Below are 17,121 nucleotides of genomic sequence, written 5' to 3' on the forward strand. Positions count from 1 at the left end.
TGACGCTTCCACGGCAAAGGCCCGCCAAGGGTCAAAGAGCGCAGCCGATCAAGGGAACCCGGGCCCACAGTCAAGCGCGCACCGTGGCGCGCCCAGCCCCTTGCACCGGCACGCACAGGCAGATGACCGCCGTGGCCACGCTCATCACTGCAACCGGCGATCTGCCTTCCTGACGAACCACTTGGATACGCCGGAGACCGCCGGTGGTTAACGCCAAGTGCGTGAATTTCCCGGCACAGCCTTTTTGCTCCATTCCCCCATAGCCAGGAGGGCCGAGCAATGCAACGGGTGTGCCTTAGTCGTCCAGCAGCGACAGGTCGCGCACCGCGCCCTTGTCGGCCGACATCACCAGCTTGGCATAAGCCTTGAGCGCGGCCGACACCTTGCGCTTGCGCGGCTGCGCCGGCTTCCAGCCCTTGGCGTCCTGTTCGGCACGGCGCTTGGCCAGTTCTTCGTCGGACAGCAGCACGTCAATGCGGCGGTTCGGAATGTCAATGCGGATGCGGTCGCCATTGCGCACCAAGCCGATGGCGCCACCCGCCGCGGCTTCGGGCGAGCAGTGGCCGATCGACAGGCCGGAGGTACCGCCGGAGAAACGACCGTCCGTCAACAACGCACAGGCCTTGCCCAAGCCCTTGGACTTGATGTACGAGGTCGGGTAGAGCATTTCCTGCATGCCGGGGCCGCCCTTGGGGCCTTCGTAGCGCACGATCACCACGTCGCCGGCCTTGACCTTGTCTTCCAGGATGTTGGCCACGGCCTCGTCCTGCGACTCGGTGACATGGGCGGGGCCTTCAAAAACCAACAGCGCGTCGTCCACGCCCGCCGTCTTGACCACGCAGCCGTTCAGCGCGATGTTGCCCACCAGCACGGCCAGGCCGCCCTCCCGCGAGAAGGCATGGTCGACGGAACGGATGCAGCCCTGGGCACGGTCCAGGTCCAGGCTGGGCCAGCGGGTGCTCTGGCTGAACGCCGTCTGGGTGGGAATGCCGGCGGGGCCTGCCAGGTAGAAGTTCTTGACGGCTTCCGACGGATTGCGGGCAATGTCCCACTCGTCCAGCGCGTCCTTGAGCGTGGGGGCGTACACGGTGGGCGTGTCGGTGTGCAGCTTGCCGGCCCGGTCGAGTTCGCCCAGGATGGCCATGATGCCGCCGGCGCGGTGCACGTCCTCGATGTGGTACTTGTCGGTATTGGGAGCCACCTTGCACAGTTGCGGAACAACGCGCGAGAGGCGGTCGATGTCGGCCATGGTGAAGTCGATCTCGGCCTCCTGGGCGATGGCCAGGATGTGCAGGATGGTGTTGGTCGAACCGCCCATGGCGATGTCCAGCGCCATGGCATTCTCGAAGGCTTTGAAGCCCACGGAGCGCGGCAGCACGCGGGCGTCATCCTGCTCGTAGTAGCGCTTGCACAGGTCCACCACCAGGCGGCCGGCGCGCTTGAAGAGCTGTTCGCGGTCCGAGTGCGTGGCCAGCGTGGTGCCGTTGCCGGGCAGCGAGAGGCCCAGGGCCTCGGTCAGGCAGTTCATGGAGTTGGCGGTGAACATGCCCGAGCAGGACCCGCAGGTGGGGCAGGCGCTGCGCTCCACCTCGGCCACGTCGGCGTCCGACGCCGCAGCGTCGGCGGCCATGACCATGGCGTCGATCAGGTCGAGCTTCTTGAACGTCAATGCGTGGGTGCCGGGCGCGGCCAGCTTGACCTTGCCAGCTTCCATCGGCCCGCCCGACACGAACACCACGGGGATGTTGACGCGCATGGCGGCCATCAGCATGCCGGGGGTGATCTTGTCGCAATTCGAGATGCACACCATGGCATCGGCGCAGTGGGCGTTGACCATGTACTCGACCGAGTCGGCAATGATGTCGCGGCTGGGCAGCGAATACAGCATGCCGTCGTGGCCCATGGCGATGCCGTCGTCCACGGCGATGGTGTTGAACTCCTTGGCCACCCCGCCTGCCGCCTCGATCTCGCGCGCCACCAGCTGGCCCATGTCCTTCAAATGCACGTGACCGGGCACGAACTGGGTGAACGAGTTGACCACCGCGATGATGGGCTTCTGGAAATCATCGTCCTTCATGCCGGTGGCACGCCAGAGAGCGCGCGCACCCGCCATGTTGCGGCCGGCGGTGGATGTCTTGGAACGGTAGGCTGGCATCGTGGGTGTTCTGTTGAGGGTTACGGTTACGCGAAAGATCGAAGGTGAAAAGCCGTGTCAATTATCGGCGACCGGTTTGCCGGGAGGCCGCACACCAGGGGAACAGCCCTTTTGGCGGTAGGCATGCGCCGTTGCCACTTGCACCCACGCCATTCTGGCAACACCCCGCAGGGCAAAAAACGGCGCAAACGATGCCAGACTTGGTTGGGTGCCCGTCGCCCGGTGGGCGCTTTGTATCCTAAAGACAGGGGGAACTCTGCAGATGGCGCGCCTCAGCGAGGCTTGCGAGGCTGAATGCCCAAGGCTTCCTTGTGCTTGTTGATGCGGTCTTTCTTGCGCTGGTCCATTTTTTCCATGGCCTTGCGTTTGGTGTAACCAGTGGAGTCCGCCCACGCCCACCACAGTGCCGTCAGAGCAAAGGGCGTCAGGACCCACCACCACGACCACGTCGCCACCGGCCCGATTTCGAGGTATTTCAACAACGCCAAGACGAGCCCGAGGCCTAACATGTACATGTGAATCTCCTAAAAACACAAATCTGATGAATGAATTGACAAAAGACATCCCAACGTCAACCCAATTCACTACAATTTCATTGAAAGCACTGTAACTCAACCACAGGAAATCCCACTATGAAGCGTACCCTGATCACTCTTGCCATGACGCTGTCGGTCGCGGCTCCCGCCATGGCCGACCAGGCTTTGGCCACGTCCAAGAACTGCATGGCCTGCCATGCCGTTGACAAGAAGCTGGTTGGTCCCGCCTACAAGGAAGTGGCCGCCAAGTATGCTGGCCAGAAGGACGCCGTTGACAAGCTGGCCACCAAGATCATCAAGGGTGGCTCTGGCGTGTGGGGCCCAGTTCCCATGCCCGCCAATGCACAGGTTTCCGAAGCAGAAGCCAAGAAGCTGGCTGCCTGGGTTCTGACGCTGAAGTAATTGGCGCTGCTCCCGGTGGAGCGCAACGCTCCGCTGCCCTGGCCGTGTTTCCTACAGGAAACACGGCTTTTGTTTTTTGGGGGATCAAACGGCCGTAGACGCCTGCCCTCTCAGATGGCAGGGCAGGCGCTCTCCAAAGGCGGCGCTGCCCAGCGATGGGCTTTACAGAACGCTCCTGTCAGAGCGCCCGCGCAATTGGTGCTCCAATTGGCCCACGTAGGCGGCCGTGGAATTGTCCGATTGCTCTGCCCTTGCAGCCAGGCTGGCCTCTAGGCTGTCGATACGGGCCATCAGGGCCACCTGTGCCTGCACATGCTGCACCTCGAGATAGCTTCGCAATTCGGTGAAACGCGATGCCTCGGCCTTGTCGGCGAGTTCTCGCTGGACCTGCATTTCCTTGGTGTGCCGGCGCGCCTCCATCAACACCGAACCTTGCAGGGAAAGCACATACGCCACAAAAAACACGGCCAAGAGCGTGGTGAGGCCGAGCATCAGCAGCCCAAGCGGTGCATCGAACGTCATAAGCCCCACGGAAACCTGCGACGACGCCGCCAGCGTCTCCCAATTCAGGGCCGCCAACCCGCCAATGGCCAGGGCAATGAGAAGCAGGATGGTGGATCGCATGGGGGAACACTCCTGTAAGCAAGCTTTGCCCCGGCTTATGCCGCAGCATGACTGATTGTTATACCGCATCGATTTCGATGCCCTGTTTCAAGAAACAGCGCCACCACGAGAAGCAGACCGGGCACACGCCACCCCAGCGAGAAAGCTGGGCCTTGGCCGAATGACCGTGCGCGCCCTCGCCCGCCCCGTGATCCTGGCTGTGTGCGGCGGCCTCAGTGAGGCGCAGGCGCACGCTCACATCAACCCCATGCGCCGCCCAGTTCCATGATCGCCCCGCTTTTGCCACGCAGTCCTGATACCGTGGCAGCGCTTGTCCCCGTTCTAACGGCGGGAACGCCCCGCGCGGCGCACGGCAGCACGGATGCCGCAAGACCACCCAGCAAAAAAAAGCCCGCGCAGAAATGCGCGGGCTTGTCGGTGGGTGGCTCCGTCAGTTGGCCTGGGAGAGCTGGTCGAGGATGGCCGGGTTTTCCAGCGTGCTGGTGTCCTGTGTGATCTGCTCGCCCTTGGCAATCGAGCGCAGCAGGCGGCGCATGATCTTTCCGCTGCGCGTCTTGGGCAGGTTGTCACCAAAGCGAATGTCCTTGGGCTTGGCAATGGGGCCGATTTCCTTGGCCACCCAGTTGCGCAGTTCGTTGGCGATCTGCTTGGCTTCCTCGCCCGTCGGGCGCGAACGCTTGAGCACCACGAACGCGCAGATGGCCTCACCCGTCACGTCGTCGGGCCGGCCCACCACGGCGGCCTCGGCCACCAGGTCGGTCTTGGCGACCAAGGCGGATTCGATTTCCATCGTGCCCATGCGGTGGCCCGAGACGTTGAGCACATCGTCGATGCGGCCCGTGATGCGGAAGTAGCCGCGGTCTGCACTGCGCACCGCACCATCGCCGGCCAGGTAGTAGCCCTTGAGCTCTTCGGGGAAGTAGCTCTTCTTGAAACGCTGCGGATCGTTCCAGATAGTGCGGATCATGCTGGGCCAGGGGCGCTTGATGACCAGGATGCCCCCAGTGCCGTTGGGGATGTCGTTGCCCATTTCGTCCACGATGGCCGCGGTGATGCCGGGCAGCGGCAGCGTGCAGCTACCGGGAACCAACGGCGTGGCACCCGGCAGCGGGGTGATGACGTGACCGCCGGTTTCGGTCTGCCAGAAGGTATCCACGATAGGGCAGCGCTCACCCCCCACGTTTTTGTAGTACCACATCCAGGCTTCGGGATTGATCGGTTCGCCGACGCTGCCCAGGATGCGCAGGCTCGACAGGTCGGAGCGCGCCGGGTGCACGCTCGCATCGCCCTCGGCGGCCTTGATGAGCGAGCGGATGGCCGTGGGTGCGGTGTAGAAAATGGAGCACTTGTGGCGCTCGATCATCTGCCAGAAGCGCCCTGCGTTCGGGAACGTGGGAATGCCTTCAAAGATGATCTGCGTGGCACCGGCGGCCAAGGGGCCATAGGTGACGTAGGTGTGGCCGGTGATCCACCCGATATCGGCCGTGCACCAGAAGATGTCGTCGGGGCGCAGGTCGAACGTCCAGTCCATGGTGAGCTTGGCCCACAGCAGGTAGCCGCCCGTGCTGTGCTGCACGCCCTTGGGCTTGCCGGTGGAGCCGCTCGTGTACAGGATGAACAGCGGGTGCTCGGCACCCACGGGCACCGGGGCGCACTCGGTGCTCTGCCCGGCCAGGGCCTGGGTGAAGGTCTTGTCGCGCCCCGCCACCATGTTGCAAGGGGTGGCCGTGCGCTCATAAACGAACACGTGGCGCAGGGTGTCGCAGCCGCCCGTGGCCAGGGCCTCGTCGATGATGGCCTTGAGCGGCAGTTCCTTGCCGCCACGCATCTGGTAGTTGGCGGTGACGATCGCCACGGCGCCCGCATCGATGACCCGCTCGTGCACCGCCTTGGCACTGAAACCACCGAACACGACGCTGTGTGTGGCGCCAATGCGCGCGCAGGCCTGCATGGCAATGACCCCTTCGATGGTCATGGGCATGTAGATCAGCACCCGGTCGCCCTTCTCTACCCCATGGGCCTTGAGGGCATTGGCGAACTGGCTCACACGGGCCAGCAACTCCTTGTAGGTGATGCGAGTCACCGTGCCGTCATCGGCCTCGAAGATGATGGCCGTCTTGTTCTCGGCGGGCGTGCCGATGTGGCGATCGAGGCAATTGGCCGAAGCATTGAGTTCGCCATCGGCAAACCACTGGAAGAACGGCGCATTTGATTCGTCCAGGGTGCGGGTGAACGGTTTGGTCCACTGCAGGTTCTCACGCGCGAGACGGGCCCAGAAGCCCTCGAAATCCTTTTCGGCCTCGGCACACAGCGCCTCGTAACCCGCCATGCCCGAAATGCGGGCAGCCTTGGCAACGGCATCCGACGGAGGAAACACGCGGTTTTCAACCAGCACGGACTCGATCGCGGAATTGGACGCACTCATGGTGTTGTCTCCTGGGTCTGTTGGAATTGGGCGGTACTGTCTGCCGCCGCACTTACAAGCCACTGACTGGCACGAAGCTTACAGTCTGCCCCCTAAAATCCGGCGTCGTTCCATCCTTGCACAGGCCTTCATGACCACTCCACCACCCAAAGCTCCGTCCCCCCTGCGGCCCCTGCCCGCGCTGATCTTTGCCAGCCGCTGGCTGCAGTTGCCGTTGTACCTCGGGCTGATCGCCGCGCAGGCCGTGTATGTCTGGCATTTCCTGCTGGAGCTCTCGCACCTGGTCGAGGCCGTCTTTGGCAGCCAGACGGCATTGCAGGCCCTGGTGACGAGCATTGGGTACAAGCCCGAGGTGCAGATCACCTCCCTGAATGAAACGGTGATCATGCTCGTGGTGCTGGCGCTGATCGACGTGGTGATGATTTCCAATCTGCTCATCATGGTGATCGTGGGCGGCTATGAAACCTTCGTGAGCCGCCTGGGCCTGGACGACCACCCCGACCAGCCCGAATGGCTGGGACATGTGAATGCCTCCGTGCTGAAGGTGAAACTGGGCCTTTCGATCATCGGCATCAGTTCCATCCACCTGCTCAAGACCTTCATCAACGCCGCCAACTACGACGTGAAGGTGCTGATGTGGCAAACCATCATCCACGTAGTGTTTCTGGCCAGCGCACTGGCCATTGCCTATACCGACAAGCTGCTCAACGGCGGTCACGACGCGCATTGACCATTTTTAACAAAAACCGCCTGCAGCGCTTTTCAGACCAGCGCCTGTAGCTATCAACAAAATAGCAATAAACCACAAACCGCCCTGGCTCTCACAGGCTCCGGTAAGCGGGCGAAAGCGTCGTCGCCGGCGCAGGTCGCAACCTTCAGGGGCGCCCCTTTCCTCCCGCGGCCGTTCAACCGTGGACGCGCAGACCCCACCCAACACCGGCCCACAAGGCCCCATGCGGCTGCCAGGCGATGGCGCTACCGACCCACCATGTCGCGTGGCACCACCCATGCATCGAACTGCGCCGCCGTGACGTGGCCCGAGGCAATGGCCGCATCGCGTAGACTGCTGCCTTCGGCGTGCGCTTTCTTGGCGATCTGGGCGGCCTTGTCGTAGCCGATGTGCGTGTTCAGCGCCGTCACCAGCATCAGCGACCGATCGACCAGCTCAGCCATGCGCGCACGGTCGGGCTCGATACCGGCTGCGCAATGGTGGTCGAAGCTGGCCATGCCATCGGCCAGCAGGCGCACGCTCTGCAAGAAGTTGTGGATCACCAGAGGCCGGAACACGTTCAGCTCGAAATTGCCCGAGGCGCCGCCGATGTTGATGGCGACGTCGTTGCCCATCACCTGGGCGCACAGCATGGTTATGGCTTCGCACTGCGTGGGGTTGACCTTGCCCGGCATGATGGACGAGCCGGGTTCGTTCTCGGGGATACGGATCTCGCCCAGCCCACTGCGCGGCCCGCTGGCCAGCCAGCGCACGTCGTTGGCAATTTTCAGCAGGCTGGCTGCCAGCGTCTTGAGCGCCCCATGGGCATGGACCAGTGCATCGCAACTCGCCAGCGCCTCGAACTTGTTGGGGGCGGTGACCAGTGGCAGGCCCGTCAGGTCGGCCAGTTCGCGGGCCACGGCCGCCGCGTAGCCGGCGGGCGCGTTGAGCCCTGTGCCAACGGCGGTGCCGCCCAGGGCCAGCTCGCACAGATGCGGCAACGCGGCGCGCACGTGCTGCTCGCCGTGCTGCAACTGCGCCACCCAGCCCGAGATCTCCTGCCCCAGCGTGAGCGGCGTGGCATCCTGCAGATGGGTGCGGCCAATCTTCACGATGCCGTCAAAGGCCGTGGCCTTGGCCGCCAGCGTGGCACGCAGCCGTTGCAGGGCCGGCAGCAACCGGTGCATTAGCGCATCCACGGCGGCCACGTGCATGGCCGTGGGGAAGACATCGTTGCTCGACTGGCTCTTGTTGACCTCGTCGTTGGGGTGCACCAGCCGCCCCGCGCCACGGGGGCCGCCCAGCAGTTCGCTGGCGCGATTGGCCAGCACCTCGTTCATGTTCATGTTGGTCTGCGTACCCGAGCCGGTCTGCCACACCACCAGCGGAAATTCCTGCGGATGGCCCCCTTCGATCACCTCATCGGCAGCCGCCACGATGGCGGTGGTCTTGGCGGAGTCCAGCAGCCCCAGCGCGTTGTTCACGTAGGCGCTGGCACGCTTGACCTGGGCCAGGGCCCGAATCAGCTCGGGCGCCATGCGCTCGCCCGAGATGTCGAAATGCTGTAGCGACCGCTGCGTCTGCGCACCCCAGAGGCGGCGCGCCGGCACCTCGATGGTGCCAAAGGTGTCCTGCTCGATACGAAACGCCTCAACACTTTGCGGTGATGTCATGGGAACCTGCCTTAGACGGTGAAGGATGCGATGCCTGCCGCAGCATACCCATGGAAAAGCCCACAGCACAAGCGACGACCGCAAACGGCAGCCCGCCCGCCTGGCAAGCCCCTGACAGCACCACGCAAGCCCGCAGAGGGATAATCCCCGGTCAGGGCAACGCTGAACAAGCCCGCGCGCTCCGAGCACTCCTGCCATGGGAAGCTGCGGTGGTGCAGATCACGGTGCCTGCGGGGCATCGCTGACATTTGCGCTCCGCAGCCCTTACCGGCCTGGACACACGGCATCACCGCACGCGAGGGTTTGTTCAGCGTCGCCTTTGTGCTTTCCTCCCACTGACCCCATCTGCCATGACCACGACTTCCATTCGCCAAGCCGACCTGATCGAGTCCATCGCCGCCGCGCTGCAGTACATCAGCTACTACCACCCCACCGACTACATTGCCCACCTGGCCCGCGCCTATGAGCGTGAGCAGAGCCCGGCGGCCAAGGATGCGATTGCGCAGATCCTCACCAACAGCAAGATGAGCGCTACCGGCCAGCGCCCCATCTGCCAGGACACCGGCATCGTCAACGTGTTTCTGAAGGTGGGCATGGACGTGCGCTGGGAAGGCTTCACGGGCAGCTTGGACGACGCCATCAACGAAGGCGTGCGCCGTGGCTACAACCACCCCGACAACACCCTGCGCGCCAGCGTGGTGGCCGACCCGCAGTTCGACCGCAAGAACACCAAGGACAACACGCCTGCGGTGATCTTCACCGAGATCGTGCCCGGCAACACCGTGGACATCACTGTGGCCGCCAAGGGCGGCGGCTCCGAAAACAAGTCCAAGATGTACATGCTCAACCCCAGCGACAGCGTGGTGGACTGGGTGCTCAAGACCGTGCCCACCATGGGCGCCGGCTGGTGCCCGCCCGGCATGCTGGGCATCGGCATCGGCGGCACGGCAGAAAAGGCCGTGCTCATGGCCAAGGAAAGCCTGATGGACGACCTGGACATGTACGAACTGCAGGCCAAGGCCGAAGCGGCCAAGAACGGCGGCCCCGCCCTCGACAAGGTCGAAGCGCTGCGCCTGGAACTGTTCGAAAAAGTGAACGCGCTGGGCATTGGCGCCCAAGGCCTGGGTGGCCTGACCACCGTGCTCGACGTCAAGATCAAGATGTACCCCACGCACGCAGCCAGCAAGCCGATTGCGATGATTCCCAACTGCGCCGCCACGCGCCACGCGCACTTCGTGATGGACGGCTCGGGCCCCGTGTACCTCACGCCCCCCAGCCTCGACCTGTGGCCCAACGTGAACTGGGCGCCCGATTACAACAAGAGCAAGAAGGTCAACCTCGACACGCTCACCAAGGAAGAAGTGGCGAGCTGGAAGCCCGGCGACACCCTGCTGCTCAACGGCAAGATGCTCACGGGCCGCGATGCCGCGCACAAGCGCATCCAGGACATGCTGGCCAAGGGCGAAAAGCTGCCCGTGGACTTCACCAACCGCGTGATCTACTACGTGGGCCCCGTGGACCCGGTGAAGGACGAGGCCGTGGGCCCGGCCGGCCCCACCACCGCCACGCGCATGGACAAGTTCACCGACATGATGCTGGAGAAGACCGGTCTGATCGCCATGATCGGCAAGGCCGAGCGCGGGCCCGTGGCCATCGAGTCCATCAAGAACCACAAGTCAGCCTATCTCATGGCCGTGGGCGGTGCCGCCTACCTGGTGAGCAAGGCCATCAAGACCGCCAAGGTGGTGGGCTTCGAGGACCTGGGCATGGAAGCCATCTATGAATTCGACGTGGTGGACATGCCCGTCACGGTGGCCGTGGATTCGGGCGGCACCAGCGCCCACATCACCGGCCCTGCCGAATGGCAAAAGCGCATCGCCACAGGCGAGTTCAAGGGCATCGGAGTCGCTGCCGCCTGAGGGCAGCACCAGCATTCGCCGCAAGCAAAAAGCCGCCGCCAGGCGGCTTTTTTGTGGATCGCTGCCAGAGGCACACTGCTGCCAGCCAACAGGCCAGCGCTTTCGGTGCCATCCAGCGCCTCACACAGGAATCGCCCGCAAGGCAGCCCCGGCACACACCACGAACATCACGGCCGGCAGCAGCCAGCGCACCTGCTGCCGGATACGGATGTGCAGCGCATGGCGCGGCGCATCCAGATTTTCACAGGCTGGCGCCAGCACGCTGTCCACCAGCAGTACCAGCACCAGGTACACGTATCCCAGCGAGATCATCTGCGCCACTGGCGTGTTGAGCGAAATACTGCCCGGAAAGCTCGCCTCGAAGGTAAAGCTGATGGCCGCCAGCGCCAGCAGCGACGAGAACACGATCGAGCCTTTGTCCTTGGCCTGCAGTGCCGGTGCCCACAAAATGTAGATGGACACGGCCAGCACCGTGATGATAGGGATGAAGATCCGCAGGATGTAGCGCTCGGACAGGCGCTCCAGGTGCAGCGTGGTGTTGAGCCGCGAGTAGTGCTGGGCATTCCAGCCAGTGGTCTCGTCGCCAAAGAAATCCATGCCCATGCCCCTCCAATCGGCCACCGACAGGATGGCGGCAATGCCCGAGTAGCGCCGTTCGCGCTCGTTGGCTACGAGGATCGCCTCCTGCTTGGGATAACGCGGCAGCGAAAACGACAGCGTGGGTTGTTGCCGGTCGAAAGGAAATGCCGCAAGGTTCATCGCCACCCGGAAATCGCTCTCGTATCGCTCGACCAGCTGCACCTCGCCATTGGCGTGCACCGACACGGCCAGGCTGTGTGACTGCATCTCGCCAATGCGGTTGTCGGCCAGCAACCCCGGCGTCCAGATCTGCCGGATGTAGGCCTGCGCCTCGTCGCCCACGCGATCGATGCGCTGGCTTCCGGCGCGCACGGCATCGAAGACCAGCCGCGGATCATGCCAGCGCTGCGTGGTCTCGAGGTGCAGGCGCACCTGGCCCGAGACCTCGCGCATGGCCGTGATGTTGAGCACCCTGACCGCCAGCCGCACCCGCATGGGCAGCTCCACGCCCTCGGGCAGATCGGTACCCCGCCCGGCCCACGCCGCGCCCGCCAGGCACCACAGCAACAGCCAAAGCCAGCGGCGGCTCATGCGGTATCCCTGGAGGGGGCGGCCCCCAGCAAAACCACACGCAGCAGGGCAAAAGCCATCATGCCGGTGCACAGCGCCACCACCCACAACTCGGTGCGGGTCTGCTTGATACCCGACTTCAGTTCGGCAAAGTCCTTGAGGATCGCGATGCTGCCGATCATGCGGCCGCTGAAATCCACCAGCGGCTGCGTCATCACGGTGTAATGCCGCTGGTCTGCCCGGTATTCGCCGAAACGGGTTTCCCCCGCCATGTCCAGGCCCTGCTCGCGCAGCAGCGTGGCAAAGCGCCGTTCATCGGTGGTCGCCATCATCACCACGTCGCCGAAACGGCGCCCTTCCAGCTCCTGCCCCACGGGAACCCCGCTCATCTGGGGGCTGACCAGCACGGCGATCTCGGCATTCGTCACGGCCTTGACCGATTCGATCAATGGCTGCACATCCATGCCCACTTCGAACGTTCCCAGGAACTGCTCACCGCGCGCCAGCACCGACACGCCCCGCACCCCAATGCCCGCGCGCCCCATCTCCAGTCCCACCTGGTAATGCCGCGAACGGTTGGCCGCCACCACCATCTGCCGAAAGCCCGAGATGTCGTCATTGAAGTTCCGCGGGCTGTGCATGCGCAGCAGGTATCGGATGTCCTTGCTGTGGAAGCCGAAGATGTTCACTCCCGCCTGCCCCTTCAGGTAGTCGTAGGAGGCCTGCGTGAGGTGAGCCAGCGCGGCACGGTCTTCACGGGCCATGGCATCGAGCACGTCGTCGCGCCGGACTTGCACCTCGGCCTGCGCCAAAGCAAAGCGGCCTGCATTGTCCAGCGCCGCACCCAGCGACAGGCCGACGTTGCGCATCTGCTCCGACCGTTGCTGCGCCAACTGGTGGTCTTGCGCCCCAAAGAGCACCGCCAGCATCAGGCCTTGCGCCAGCACGAGGATCACTGCCGCCGCGAGCGCCGCACCCCAACCGCCACCGCAGCAGGCACGGACCAACCCAGGGCCCAGGGGCCACCATCGAAAGGAAGAAGACATGAGGAGTGAAGAGCGCCAAAGCAAAGGGCGCTCCTTGGAGCGCCTCGGCCGCCCATGCTACGAGTGGGCGATGACAGTGCCATGACGCAGCAGCGCCGCACGCTGGCCCTGTCCTTTCTACAATGCAGGGCTCCATCAACGTCTTTTCTCCGCTATGCCGCAGGCCTCGTCTTCTATCGGTGTGTTTGACAGCGGCGTGGGCGGCCTGAGCGTGCTTCGCGCGCTGATTGCCGCGCTGCCCCATGAACGCTTCGTGTACCTCGCCGACAGTGGAAACGCGCCCTATGGCGAACGTGGCGATGCCTTTGTGGCACGGCGCACGCACGCCATCACCGACTACCTTCAATCGCAGTACGACATCAAGGCGCTGGTGGTGGCATGCAACACCGCCACGGCCGCCGCCATCCATGAGGTCCGCTCCGCCCACCCGGAACTTCCCCTGGTGGGCGTGGAGCCGGCCCTCAAGCCGGCCGTGGGGCTGACGCACACCGGTCGCATCGGTGTGCTGGGCACCCGCGGCACGCTGACCAGCGCCAAGTTCGGGCGGTTGCAGGCCAGCCTGGCAGGCCAGGCCGAATTCGTGGTGCAGCCCTGCGACGGCCTGGCCCATGCCATCGAGCGCAGCGTGGGTTGGCCGTCAGGCCCGAACGCACCCGGTACCGAAACCTTTGCACTGTGCGAAAAATACCTGGCCTCCATGAAGCCATTCGGCTCAGCCCCCGGCAGCATCGACACACTCGTGCTGGGCTGTACCCACTATGTGTTCGTGGAGGAAGCCCTGCGCTCGCTGGTCGGCCCGCAGGTGCAGATGATCGAAACCGGAGAACCCGTGGCGCGGCAAACGCGGCGGCTGCTTGAACAGGAATCGCTGCTGGCCTCTGACGATCCGAACGCGCCCCACCCCGCTCCCGTCCTGCTCACCACCGGCACTCTCGAACTGCTGCAAACGGCGGCGGCACGCTGGCTTCAGCTGCCGCCTGAGTGCTGCAACACGGTCACCATCCCGTAACTGGATAGAGAATCGGGCTGTAGCGCTTATCAATCAGCCGCCTATAGCTATCAAATAGATAGCCAATCCATTCCCCATAAGCGCCCACCACCGTGGTCAAGGTGCGTGAGATACAGGCGCACATCAAACTCGAACTGGTGGTAGTGCGGCTCCATGTGCTCACACAGCTTGTAGAAGGCCTTGTCGTGGTCTTTCTCGCGCAAATGGGCCAGCTCGTGCACGACGATCATGCGCAGAAATTCGTCGGGTGCCTGGCGGAACATCGCGGCCACGCGGATCTCGTGCTTGGCAGCAAGGCGATTGCCCTGAACACGCGACACCGAGGTATGCAAGCCCAGCGCATGGCGCACCACATGAATCTTGTTGTCGAAAACAACCTTGTTCACAGTGCCCGCATTGCGCAGGTGGCGGGCCTTGATCTGCGCCGCATAGTCGTACAGCGCCTTGTCACTGCGCACCGCATGCGGCTCGGGATACCGGCGCAGCAACGCGGTGCCCAGCCGTCCCTCACCCAGCAGATGGCGAGCCTGTTCCCGCAGCGTTTCGGGATAAGAAGCCAGATACGGCAAATCCACGGTCTGTTACCCCGCGCGAAAGTGGAACGACCACCCCCGGACTGAAAGAGCATGCCGGCAGAGACGCCGCCGATGGACGCGCAAAGCTCAGTGCAGATGGCGCGGCCGGCGGCCACCACCGTGGCCGCCCGAGCCCGCCGGCCCGCCCGGCCCCCGAGGGGGTTTGCCGATCTCCAGCGAGTTGACCAAAGCATCGAAACGCTGCGTGAACAGCTTGTCGATCTCAGCCACCACCCCGCCCAGTTCGGCTCCGTCGAAATGGCGCTCCATCATGTTCACAACGTCCTGCACCAGCAAATCGCGCTGCACCTGCATGATGGCAGCAGGCGTGGGGCCCACGAACAGCATCACGAAATCGTCGCGCGACTCGGTGCCGTCGTCTTCCTCGTCCTCGTCGAAATCGGTGTCATAAAACGTCACCTCGATGGCCGCGCCCTGCTCGGCCAATTCGTTGAGACTCATGCACATCTCGTCGAGCGACTGGCGGAAATCCTCGTCACCACGCACCGTCCAGCACATCTGCAGCAAATGCTCCTGTGGATCGAACTTGATGCCGGGCTCTTCTTCGTAGGCACTGGCAGCGCCATCGGCAAGAGAGCGGGCTCCCGCGTACTTCCAGAGGGGTTTGAGCGCGTCCTGAAGCTGGTCGAAACTGGCGTCTGCACGCAGCTGGACCTGCCCATGCACATGGATTTCAAAGGGAGCGTTGTAACTTGACATGATTGAATCGTAGTGGTGCCCCGAGCCGGGGTCGAACCGGCACGCCCCTTTTCAGGAAAGCGGCGGATTTTAAGTCCGCAGTGTCTACCAATTTCACCATCGGGGCGCCGGCTGCCGAACGCACACCTGCGTCGCAGCGTAACCCGGGCTGCGTGCACACGCAATGCCCTGCCGCGTCGATGAAGGCGCCGCCGCACAGATGGCCTTTCGCTTTCACCATGAAAAAAGGGAAGCCGAAGCTTCCCTTGCATATTTGGAGCGGGAAACGAGACAGGCACTAGGGCGCTAAATCCTTGTTTCCCAATCACTTTCTCCGCCGCCGTGAGCAGCGAAGGCCTGAATTATAGCCTTGTTTTTCGCCCTCGGCAACAAGGTTCATCCAACAACTTCCATCAGCATCCAAGAACTGCCATTCCATCCCCTGACAACGGACGCAGAACACATCGCTACCAGAGGCCCCTCCCGGCAACGCCGTTGGCACGTCCAGGTCTTCTCACGTCAGGAATGGCATCAGCATCGAGCGTTGAAACCGCGCTTGGTTTGATGCCGTGCGCACCACAGCGCAAGGCTGTTCGTGATGAAGGCCATGTGGCGAGCGAGGAAAGATGGGGTGCATGTTCACATCGCCTGGTCGGCTGGCAACCGTGTGGGAGCGACGCGCAACAGCCTCAAACTAGCCACAGCCCATGATCGCTGGATGCTATATCGATATATCAGGATGCCGGAACAGGCATCACACGCGCGGCTTTCTCTATGTCCCTCTGGACGTTGAGCAACGACTGCGACCCAGCGCGACTTGTGAAACCGTAGGGATATCAGACCATAGCGAATCGGTCTTGATGGGCTTGACGCACCCCATGACGCTGGCACCGTGAGCGCCATTGTCGAGCGTGCTTCTTCCTTGTTACTCGACGGGCCGGCAACTGGTCGATTCTTGCACATCGAGCAAGATAGGACCACCTGTGGCGGATGCCATGATCTCGTCCGCCCACGTTCCGGGGCATCGTCCCAGGCATCAGCCACAGGCAAAACGACACAACAGCCCTTGGCAGGGCAAGAAAGGAGCCGGTGATGTAGCGCTTCCGAAAGGAGACGAAAACATGCACAAGGAGCCACCATTATCAAAGGTGTTCTATCGTCCCATCGAAGCTGCCATACGGTGGGCTGGGTTGCTGCGGTACAAGGCGTCGATCCTCGCTTCGATCGCATCACCGCGGTGCCTGCCGCAGATGTTGGACTGCCCGCGATGGAACGAGTGTCGGCTGTATTCGGAACGCATCTACGACGGCATCCTCAATGCCGAACTGCCCTTCGGAAAGAACGGGATCACGCTCAATGACCCAGAGTTGGTGAGTTCACCTGATCTGACCGTCCGCCACGTCGATCTGAAACGCTGGATGCGCACCCACTATCCCGAGCATCGGCCCGGGTTCCTGTTCAGCCGCAGCGAGCGCATGGCGCATCCCTTCATCAGCCTGGAAACAGGACAGGCGATCCTGCTGGAGCGGCTCGCTCTACAGGCCGCGCTGGACCATAGCCGGCGCGAGATGCGCGAACTGCAAGCGCAACACGAAGCCTTGCTCAAGCAGTCTGCTGTGCTCCTGGCGTCCAAGCAGTGCGCGATCAGTGATCGAGCAGAGACCACGTACCTGAACATCATCGGCGGCATGCTGACGCTGATGCTGGGTCAATCCCCATCGGGTGTGCCGTACTCCAGCTTCAAGACGCAGGAGGCAATCGTCACTGCATTGCTCGCCCACTATGGCGGCACTATGGGCATCACGGAGCGAACCTTGAACGGCAAGTTCGCCAATGCCAGGAAGAATGTGCGTAGCGCAGCGGCGTGAATTCTTCCAGCTTGTATGTGCAGTCGCGGAGATTGCATTTGCAATGTCTTTCCGCAGCCATGTCTATTGAATAGAGGTCACGCCAACAAACGCCACTGAGCGTTCAGGAGTGACCGCCATGTCGCAAGTACCTGTACTGCCACCACACGAGCGCCGCATCCTGCGGCTCGATGAAGTTGAAGCGAAGTCCGGCTTCAAACGCGCTCACATCTACAACCTGATGAAGAAGCGCCAGTTCCCGCAGGCGCTGCGACTGGGTGTGCGCGCGGTGGGCTGGGATTCGATCGAAATCGACCAGTGGATCGCCGAACGCCTCAACAACCGCACCTGAC

15 protein-coding genes and 1 tRNA gene are annotated in these 17,121 nt (G+C 63.3%); 6 read left to right on the forward strand and 10 right to left on the reverse strand.

The genetic code is table 11. The features are described 5' to 3' along the window. Positions 1-295 precede the first annotated feature (295 nt). Positions 296-2,155, reverse strand: coding sequence for a dihydroxy-acid dehydratase (gene ilvD, locus ACDELDRAFT_RS01970; RefSeq protein ID WP_005793069.1), 1,860 nt, complete (start codon positions 2,153-2,155; stop codon positions 296-298). A 272-nt stretch (positions 2,156-2,427) separates the two neighbouring features. After that, a complete protein-coding gene (locus tag ACDELDRAFT_RS01975; RefSeq protein ID WP_005793070.1) occupies positions 2,428-2,670 on the reverse strand; it encodes a TIGR04438 family Trp-rich protein in 243 nt (80 codons plus the stop codon). A gap of 117 nt (positions 2,671-2,787) precedes the next feature. Between ACDELDRAFT_RS01975 and ACDELDRAFT_RS01980 the strand changes: the two genes are divergently transcribed. After that, complete coding sequence (locus tag ACDELDRAFT_RS01980; protein ID WP_005793071.1) at positions 2,788-3,093, forward strand: c-type cytochrome; 306 nt, start codon at positions 2,788-2,790, stop codon at positions 3,091-3,093. Between the two features lie 162 nt (positions 3,094-3,255). On the opposite strand, the gene ACDELDRAFT_RS01985 is transcribed toward ACDELDRAFT_RS01980, so the two are convergent. After that, positions 3,256-3,717 (reverse strand): hypothetical protein, encoded by a 462-nt coding sequence (locus ACDELDRAFT_RS01985; protein ID WP_005793072.1) that lies wholly within the window; start codon positions 3,715-3,717, stop codon positions 3,256-3,258. A gap of 430 nt (positions 3,718-4,147) precedes the next feature. After that, positions 4,148-6,142, reverse strand: coding sequence for an acetate--CoA ligase (gene acs, locus ACDELDRAFT_RS01990; RefSeq protein ID WP_005793074.1), 1,995 nt, complete (start codon positions 6,140-6,142; stop codon positions 4,148-4,150). A gap of 130 nt (positions 6,143-6,272) precedes the next feature. Here acs and ACDELDRAFT_RS01995 point away from each other — a divergent pair, with 130 nt between their 5' ends. Next, positions 6,273-6,872, forward strand: a complete 600-nt coding sequence (locus tag ACDELDRAFT_RS01995) for a TIGR00645 family protein (RefSeq protein WP_005793075.1) — start codon at positions 6,273-6,275, stop codon at positions 6,870-6,872. Between the two features lie 245 nt (positions 6,873-7,117). On the opposite strand, the gene fumC is transcribed toward ACDELDRAFT_RS01995, so the two are convergent. Next, positions 7,118-8,524 (reverse strand): class II fumarate hydratase, encoded by a 1,407-nt coding sequence (fumC, locus tag ACDELDRAFT_RS02000; protein ID WP_005793076.1) that lies wholly within the window; start codon positions 8,522-8,524, stop codon positions 7,118-7,120. Between the two features lie 350 nt (positions 8,525-8,874). Here fumC and ACDELDRAFT_RS02005 point away from each other — a divergent pair, with 350 nt between their 5' ends. Further along, the gene (locus ACDELDRAFT_RS02005; RefSeq protein ID WP_005793077.1) at positions 8,875-10,443 is read left to right on the forward strand and encodes a fumarate hydratase; all 1,569 of its coding nucleotides are present in this window, start codon (positions 8,875-8,877) and stop codon (positions 10,441-10,443) included. 120 nt (positions 10,444-10,563) lie between these two features. On the opposite strand, the gene ACDELDRAFT_RS02010 is transcribed toward ACDELDRAFT_RS02005, so the two are convergent. Both ACDELDRAFT_RS02010 and ACDELDRAFT_RS02015 read right to left on the reverse strand, forming a co-directional pair. Next, positions 10,564-11,613: a hypothetical protein gene (locus ACDELDRAFT_RS02010; protein WP_005793078.1), complete on the reverse strand. Its 1,050-nt coding sequence runs from the start codon at positions 11,611-11,613 to the stop codon at positions 10,564-10,566. Next, on the reverse strand, positions 11,610-12,638 hold the full coding sequence (locus ACDELDRAFT_RS02015; RefSeq protein ID WP_005793079.1) for a cache domain-containing protein: 1,029 nt from the start codon (positions 12,636-12,638) through the stop codon (positions 11,610-11,612). Before ACDELDRAFT_RS02015 ends, ACDELDRAFT_RS02010 begins: the two co-directional genes overlap by 4 nt. A 154-nt stretch (positions 12,639-12,792) precedes the next feature. On the opposite strand from ACDELDRAFT_RS02015, the gene murI reads away from it, so the two are divergent. Further along, on the forward strand, positions 12,793-13,647 hold the full coding sequence (gene murI / locus ACDELDRAFT_RS02020; RefSeq protein ID WP_005793080.1) for a glutamate racemase: 855 nt from the start codon (positions 12,793-12,795) through the stop codon (positions 13,645-13,647). Between the two features lie 50 nt (positions 13,648-13,697). On the opposite strand, the gene ACDELDRAFT_RS02025 is transcribed toward murI, so the two are convergent. From ACDELDRAFT_RS02025 to ACDELDRAFT_RS02035, 3 genes are all read right to left on the reverse strand, one after another. Continuing rightward, positions 13,698-14,222 carry a M48 metallopeptidase family protein gene (locus ACDELDRAFT_RS02025; protein ID WP_005793081.1) on the reverse strand — a complete coding sequence of 175 codons (525 nt, stop codon included), beginning with the start codon at positions 14,220-14,222 and terminating at the stop codon, positions 13,698-13,700. A gap of 87 nt (positions 14,223-14,309) precedes the next feature. Beyond that, entirely contained in the window at positions 14,310-14,942 is a 633-nt protein-coding gene (locus ACDELDRAFT_RS02030) for a DUF6806 family protein (RefSeq protein WP_005793082.1), read from the reverse strand. Positions 14,943-14,955: 13 nt separating this feature from the next. Further along, positions 14,956-15,048 (reverse strand) — tRNA-Leu (locus ACDELDRAFT_RS02035). A 994-nt stretch (positions 15,049-16,042) separates the two neighbouring features. Between ACDELDRAFT_RS02035 and ACDELDRAFT_RS02040 the strand changes: the two genes are divergently transcribed. Together ACDELDRAFT_RS02040 and ACDELDRAFT_RS02045 are read left to right on the forward strand one after the other, a co-directional pair. Beyond that, entirely contained in the window at positions 16,043-16,789 is a 747-nt protein-coding gene (locus ACDELDRAFT_RS02040) for a hypothetical protein (protein ID WP_005793083.1), read from the forward strand. Between the two features lie 118 nt (positions 16,790-16,907). Further along, a complete protein-coding gene (locus ACDELDRAFT_RS02045) occupies positions 16,908-17,120 on the forward strand; it encodes an AlpA family transcriptional regulator (protein WP_005793084.1) in 213 nt (70 codons plus the stop codon). Position 17,121: the final 1 nt, after the last annotated feature.

The sequence above is a fragment of the Acidovorax delafieldii 2AN genome (assembly GCF_000175235.1).
In the GTDB taxonomy this organism is placed as follows: Bacteria; Pseudomonadota; Gammaproteobacteria; order Burkholderiales; family Burkholderiaceae_C; genus Acidovorax; species Acidovorax delafieldii_B.

Bases quoted from the DNA above. Each gene is read 5' to 3' on its own strand.
- acs (WP_005793074.1), bottom strand. From the start codon at position 6,142: ATGAGTGCGTCCAATTCCGCGATCGAGTCCGTGCTGGTTGAAAACCGC.
- ACDELDRAFT_RS01980 (WP_005793071.1), top strand. From the start codon at position 2,788: ATGAAGCGTACCCTGATCACTCTTGCCATGACGCTGTCGGTCGCGGCT.
- ACDELDRAFT_RS02005 (WP_005793077.1), top strand. From the start codon at position 8,875: ATGACCACGACTTCCATTCGCCAAGCCGACCTGATCGAGTCCATCGCC.
- ACDELDRAFT_RS01995 (WP_005793075.1), top strand. From the start codon at position 6,273: ATGACCACTCCACCACCCAAAGCTCCGTCCCCCCTGCGGCCCCTGCCC.
- ACDELDRAFT_RS02030 (WP_005793082.1), bottom strand. From the start codon at position 14,942: ATGTCAAGTTACAACGCTCCCTTTGAAATCCATGTGCATGGGCAGGTC.
- ACDELDRAFT_RS01975 (WP_005793070.1), bottom strand. From the start codon at position 2,670: ATGTACATGTTAGGCCTCGGGCTCGTCTTGGCGTTGTTGAAATACCTC.
- ACDELDRAFT_RS02040 (WP_005793083.1), top strand. From the start codon at position 16,043: ATGCACAAGGAGCCACCATTATCAAAGGTGTTCTATCGTCCCATCGAA.
- ACDELDRAFT_RS01985 (WP_005793072.1), bottom strand. From the start codon at position 3,717: ATGCGATCCACCATCCTGCTTCTCATTGCCCTGGCCATTGGCGGGTTG.
- ACDELDRAFT_RS02010 (WP_005793078.1), bottom strand. From the start codon at position 11,613: ATGAGCCGCCGCTGGCTTTGGCTGTTGCTGTGGTGCCTGGCGGGCGCG.
- murI (WP_005793080.1), top strand. From the start codon at position 12,793: ATGCCGCAGGCCTCGTCTTCTATCGGTGTGTTTGACAGCGGCGTGGGC.
- ACDELDRAFT_RS02015 (WP_005793079.1), bottom strand. From the start codon at position 12,638: ATGTCTTCTTCCTTTCGATGGTGGCCCCTGGGCCCTGGGTTGGTCCGT.
- ilvD (WP_005793069.1), bottom strand. From the start codon at position 2,155: ATGCCAGCCTACCGTTCCAAGACATCCACCGCCGGCCGCAACATGGCG.
- fumC (WP_005793076.1), bottom strand. From the start codon at position 8,524: ATGACATCACCGCAAAGTGTTGAGGCGTTTCGTATCGAGCAGGACACC.
- ACDELDRAFT_RS02045 (WP_005793084.1), top strand. From the start codon at position 16,908: ATGTCGCAAGTACCTGTACTGCCACCACACGAGCGCCGCATCCTGCGG.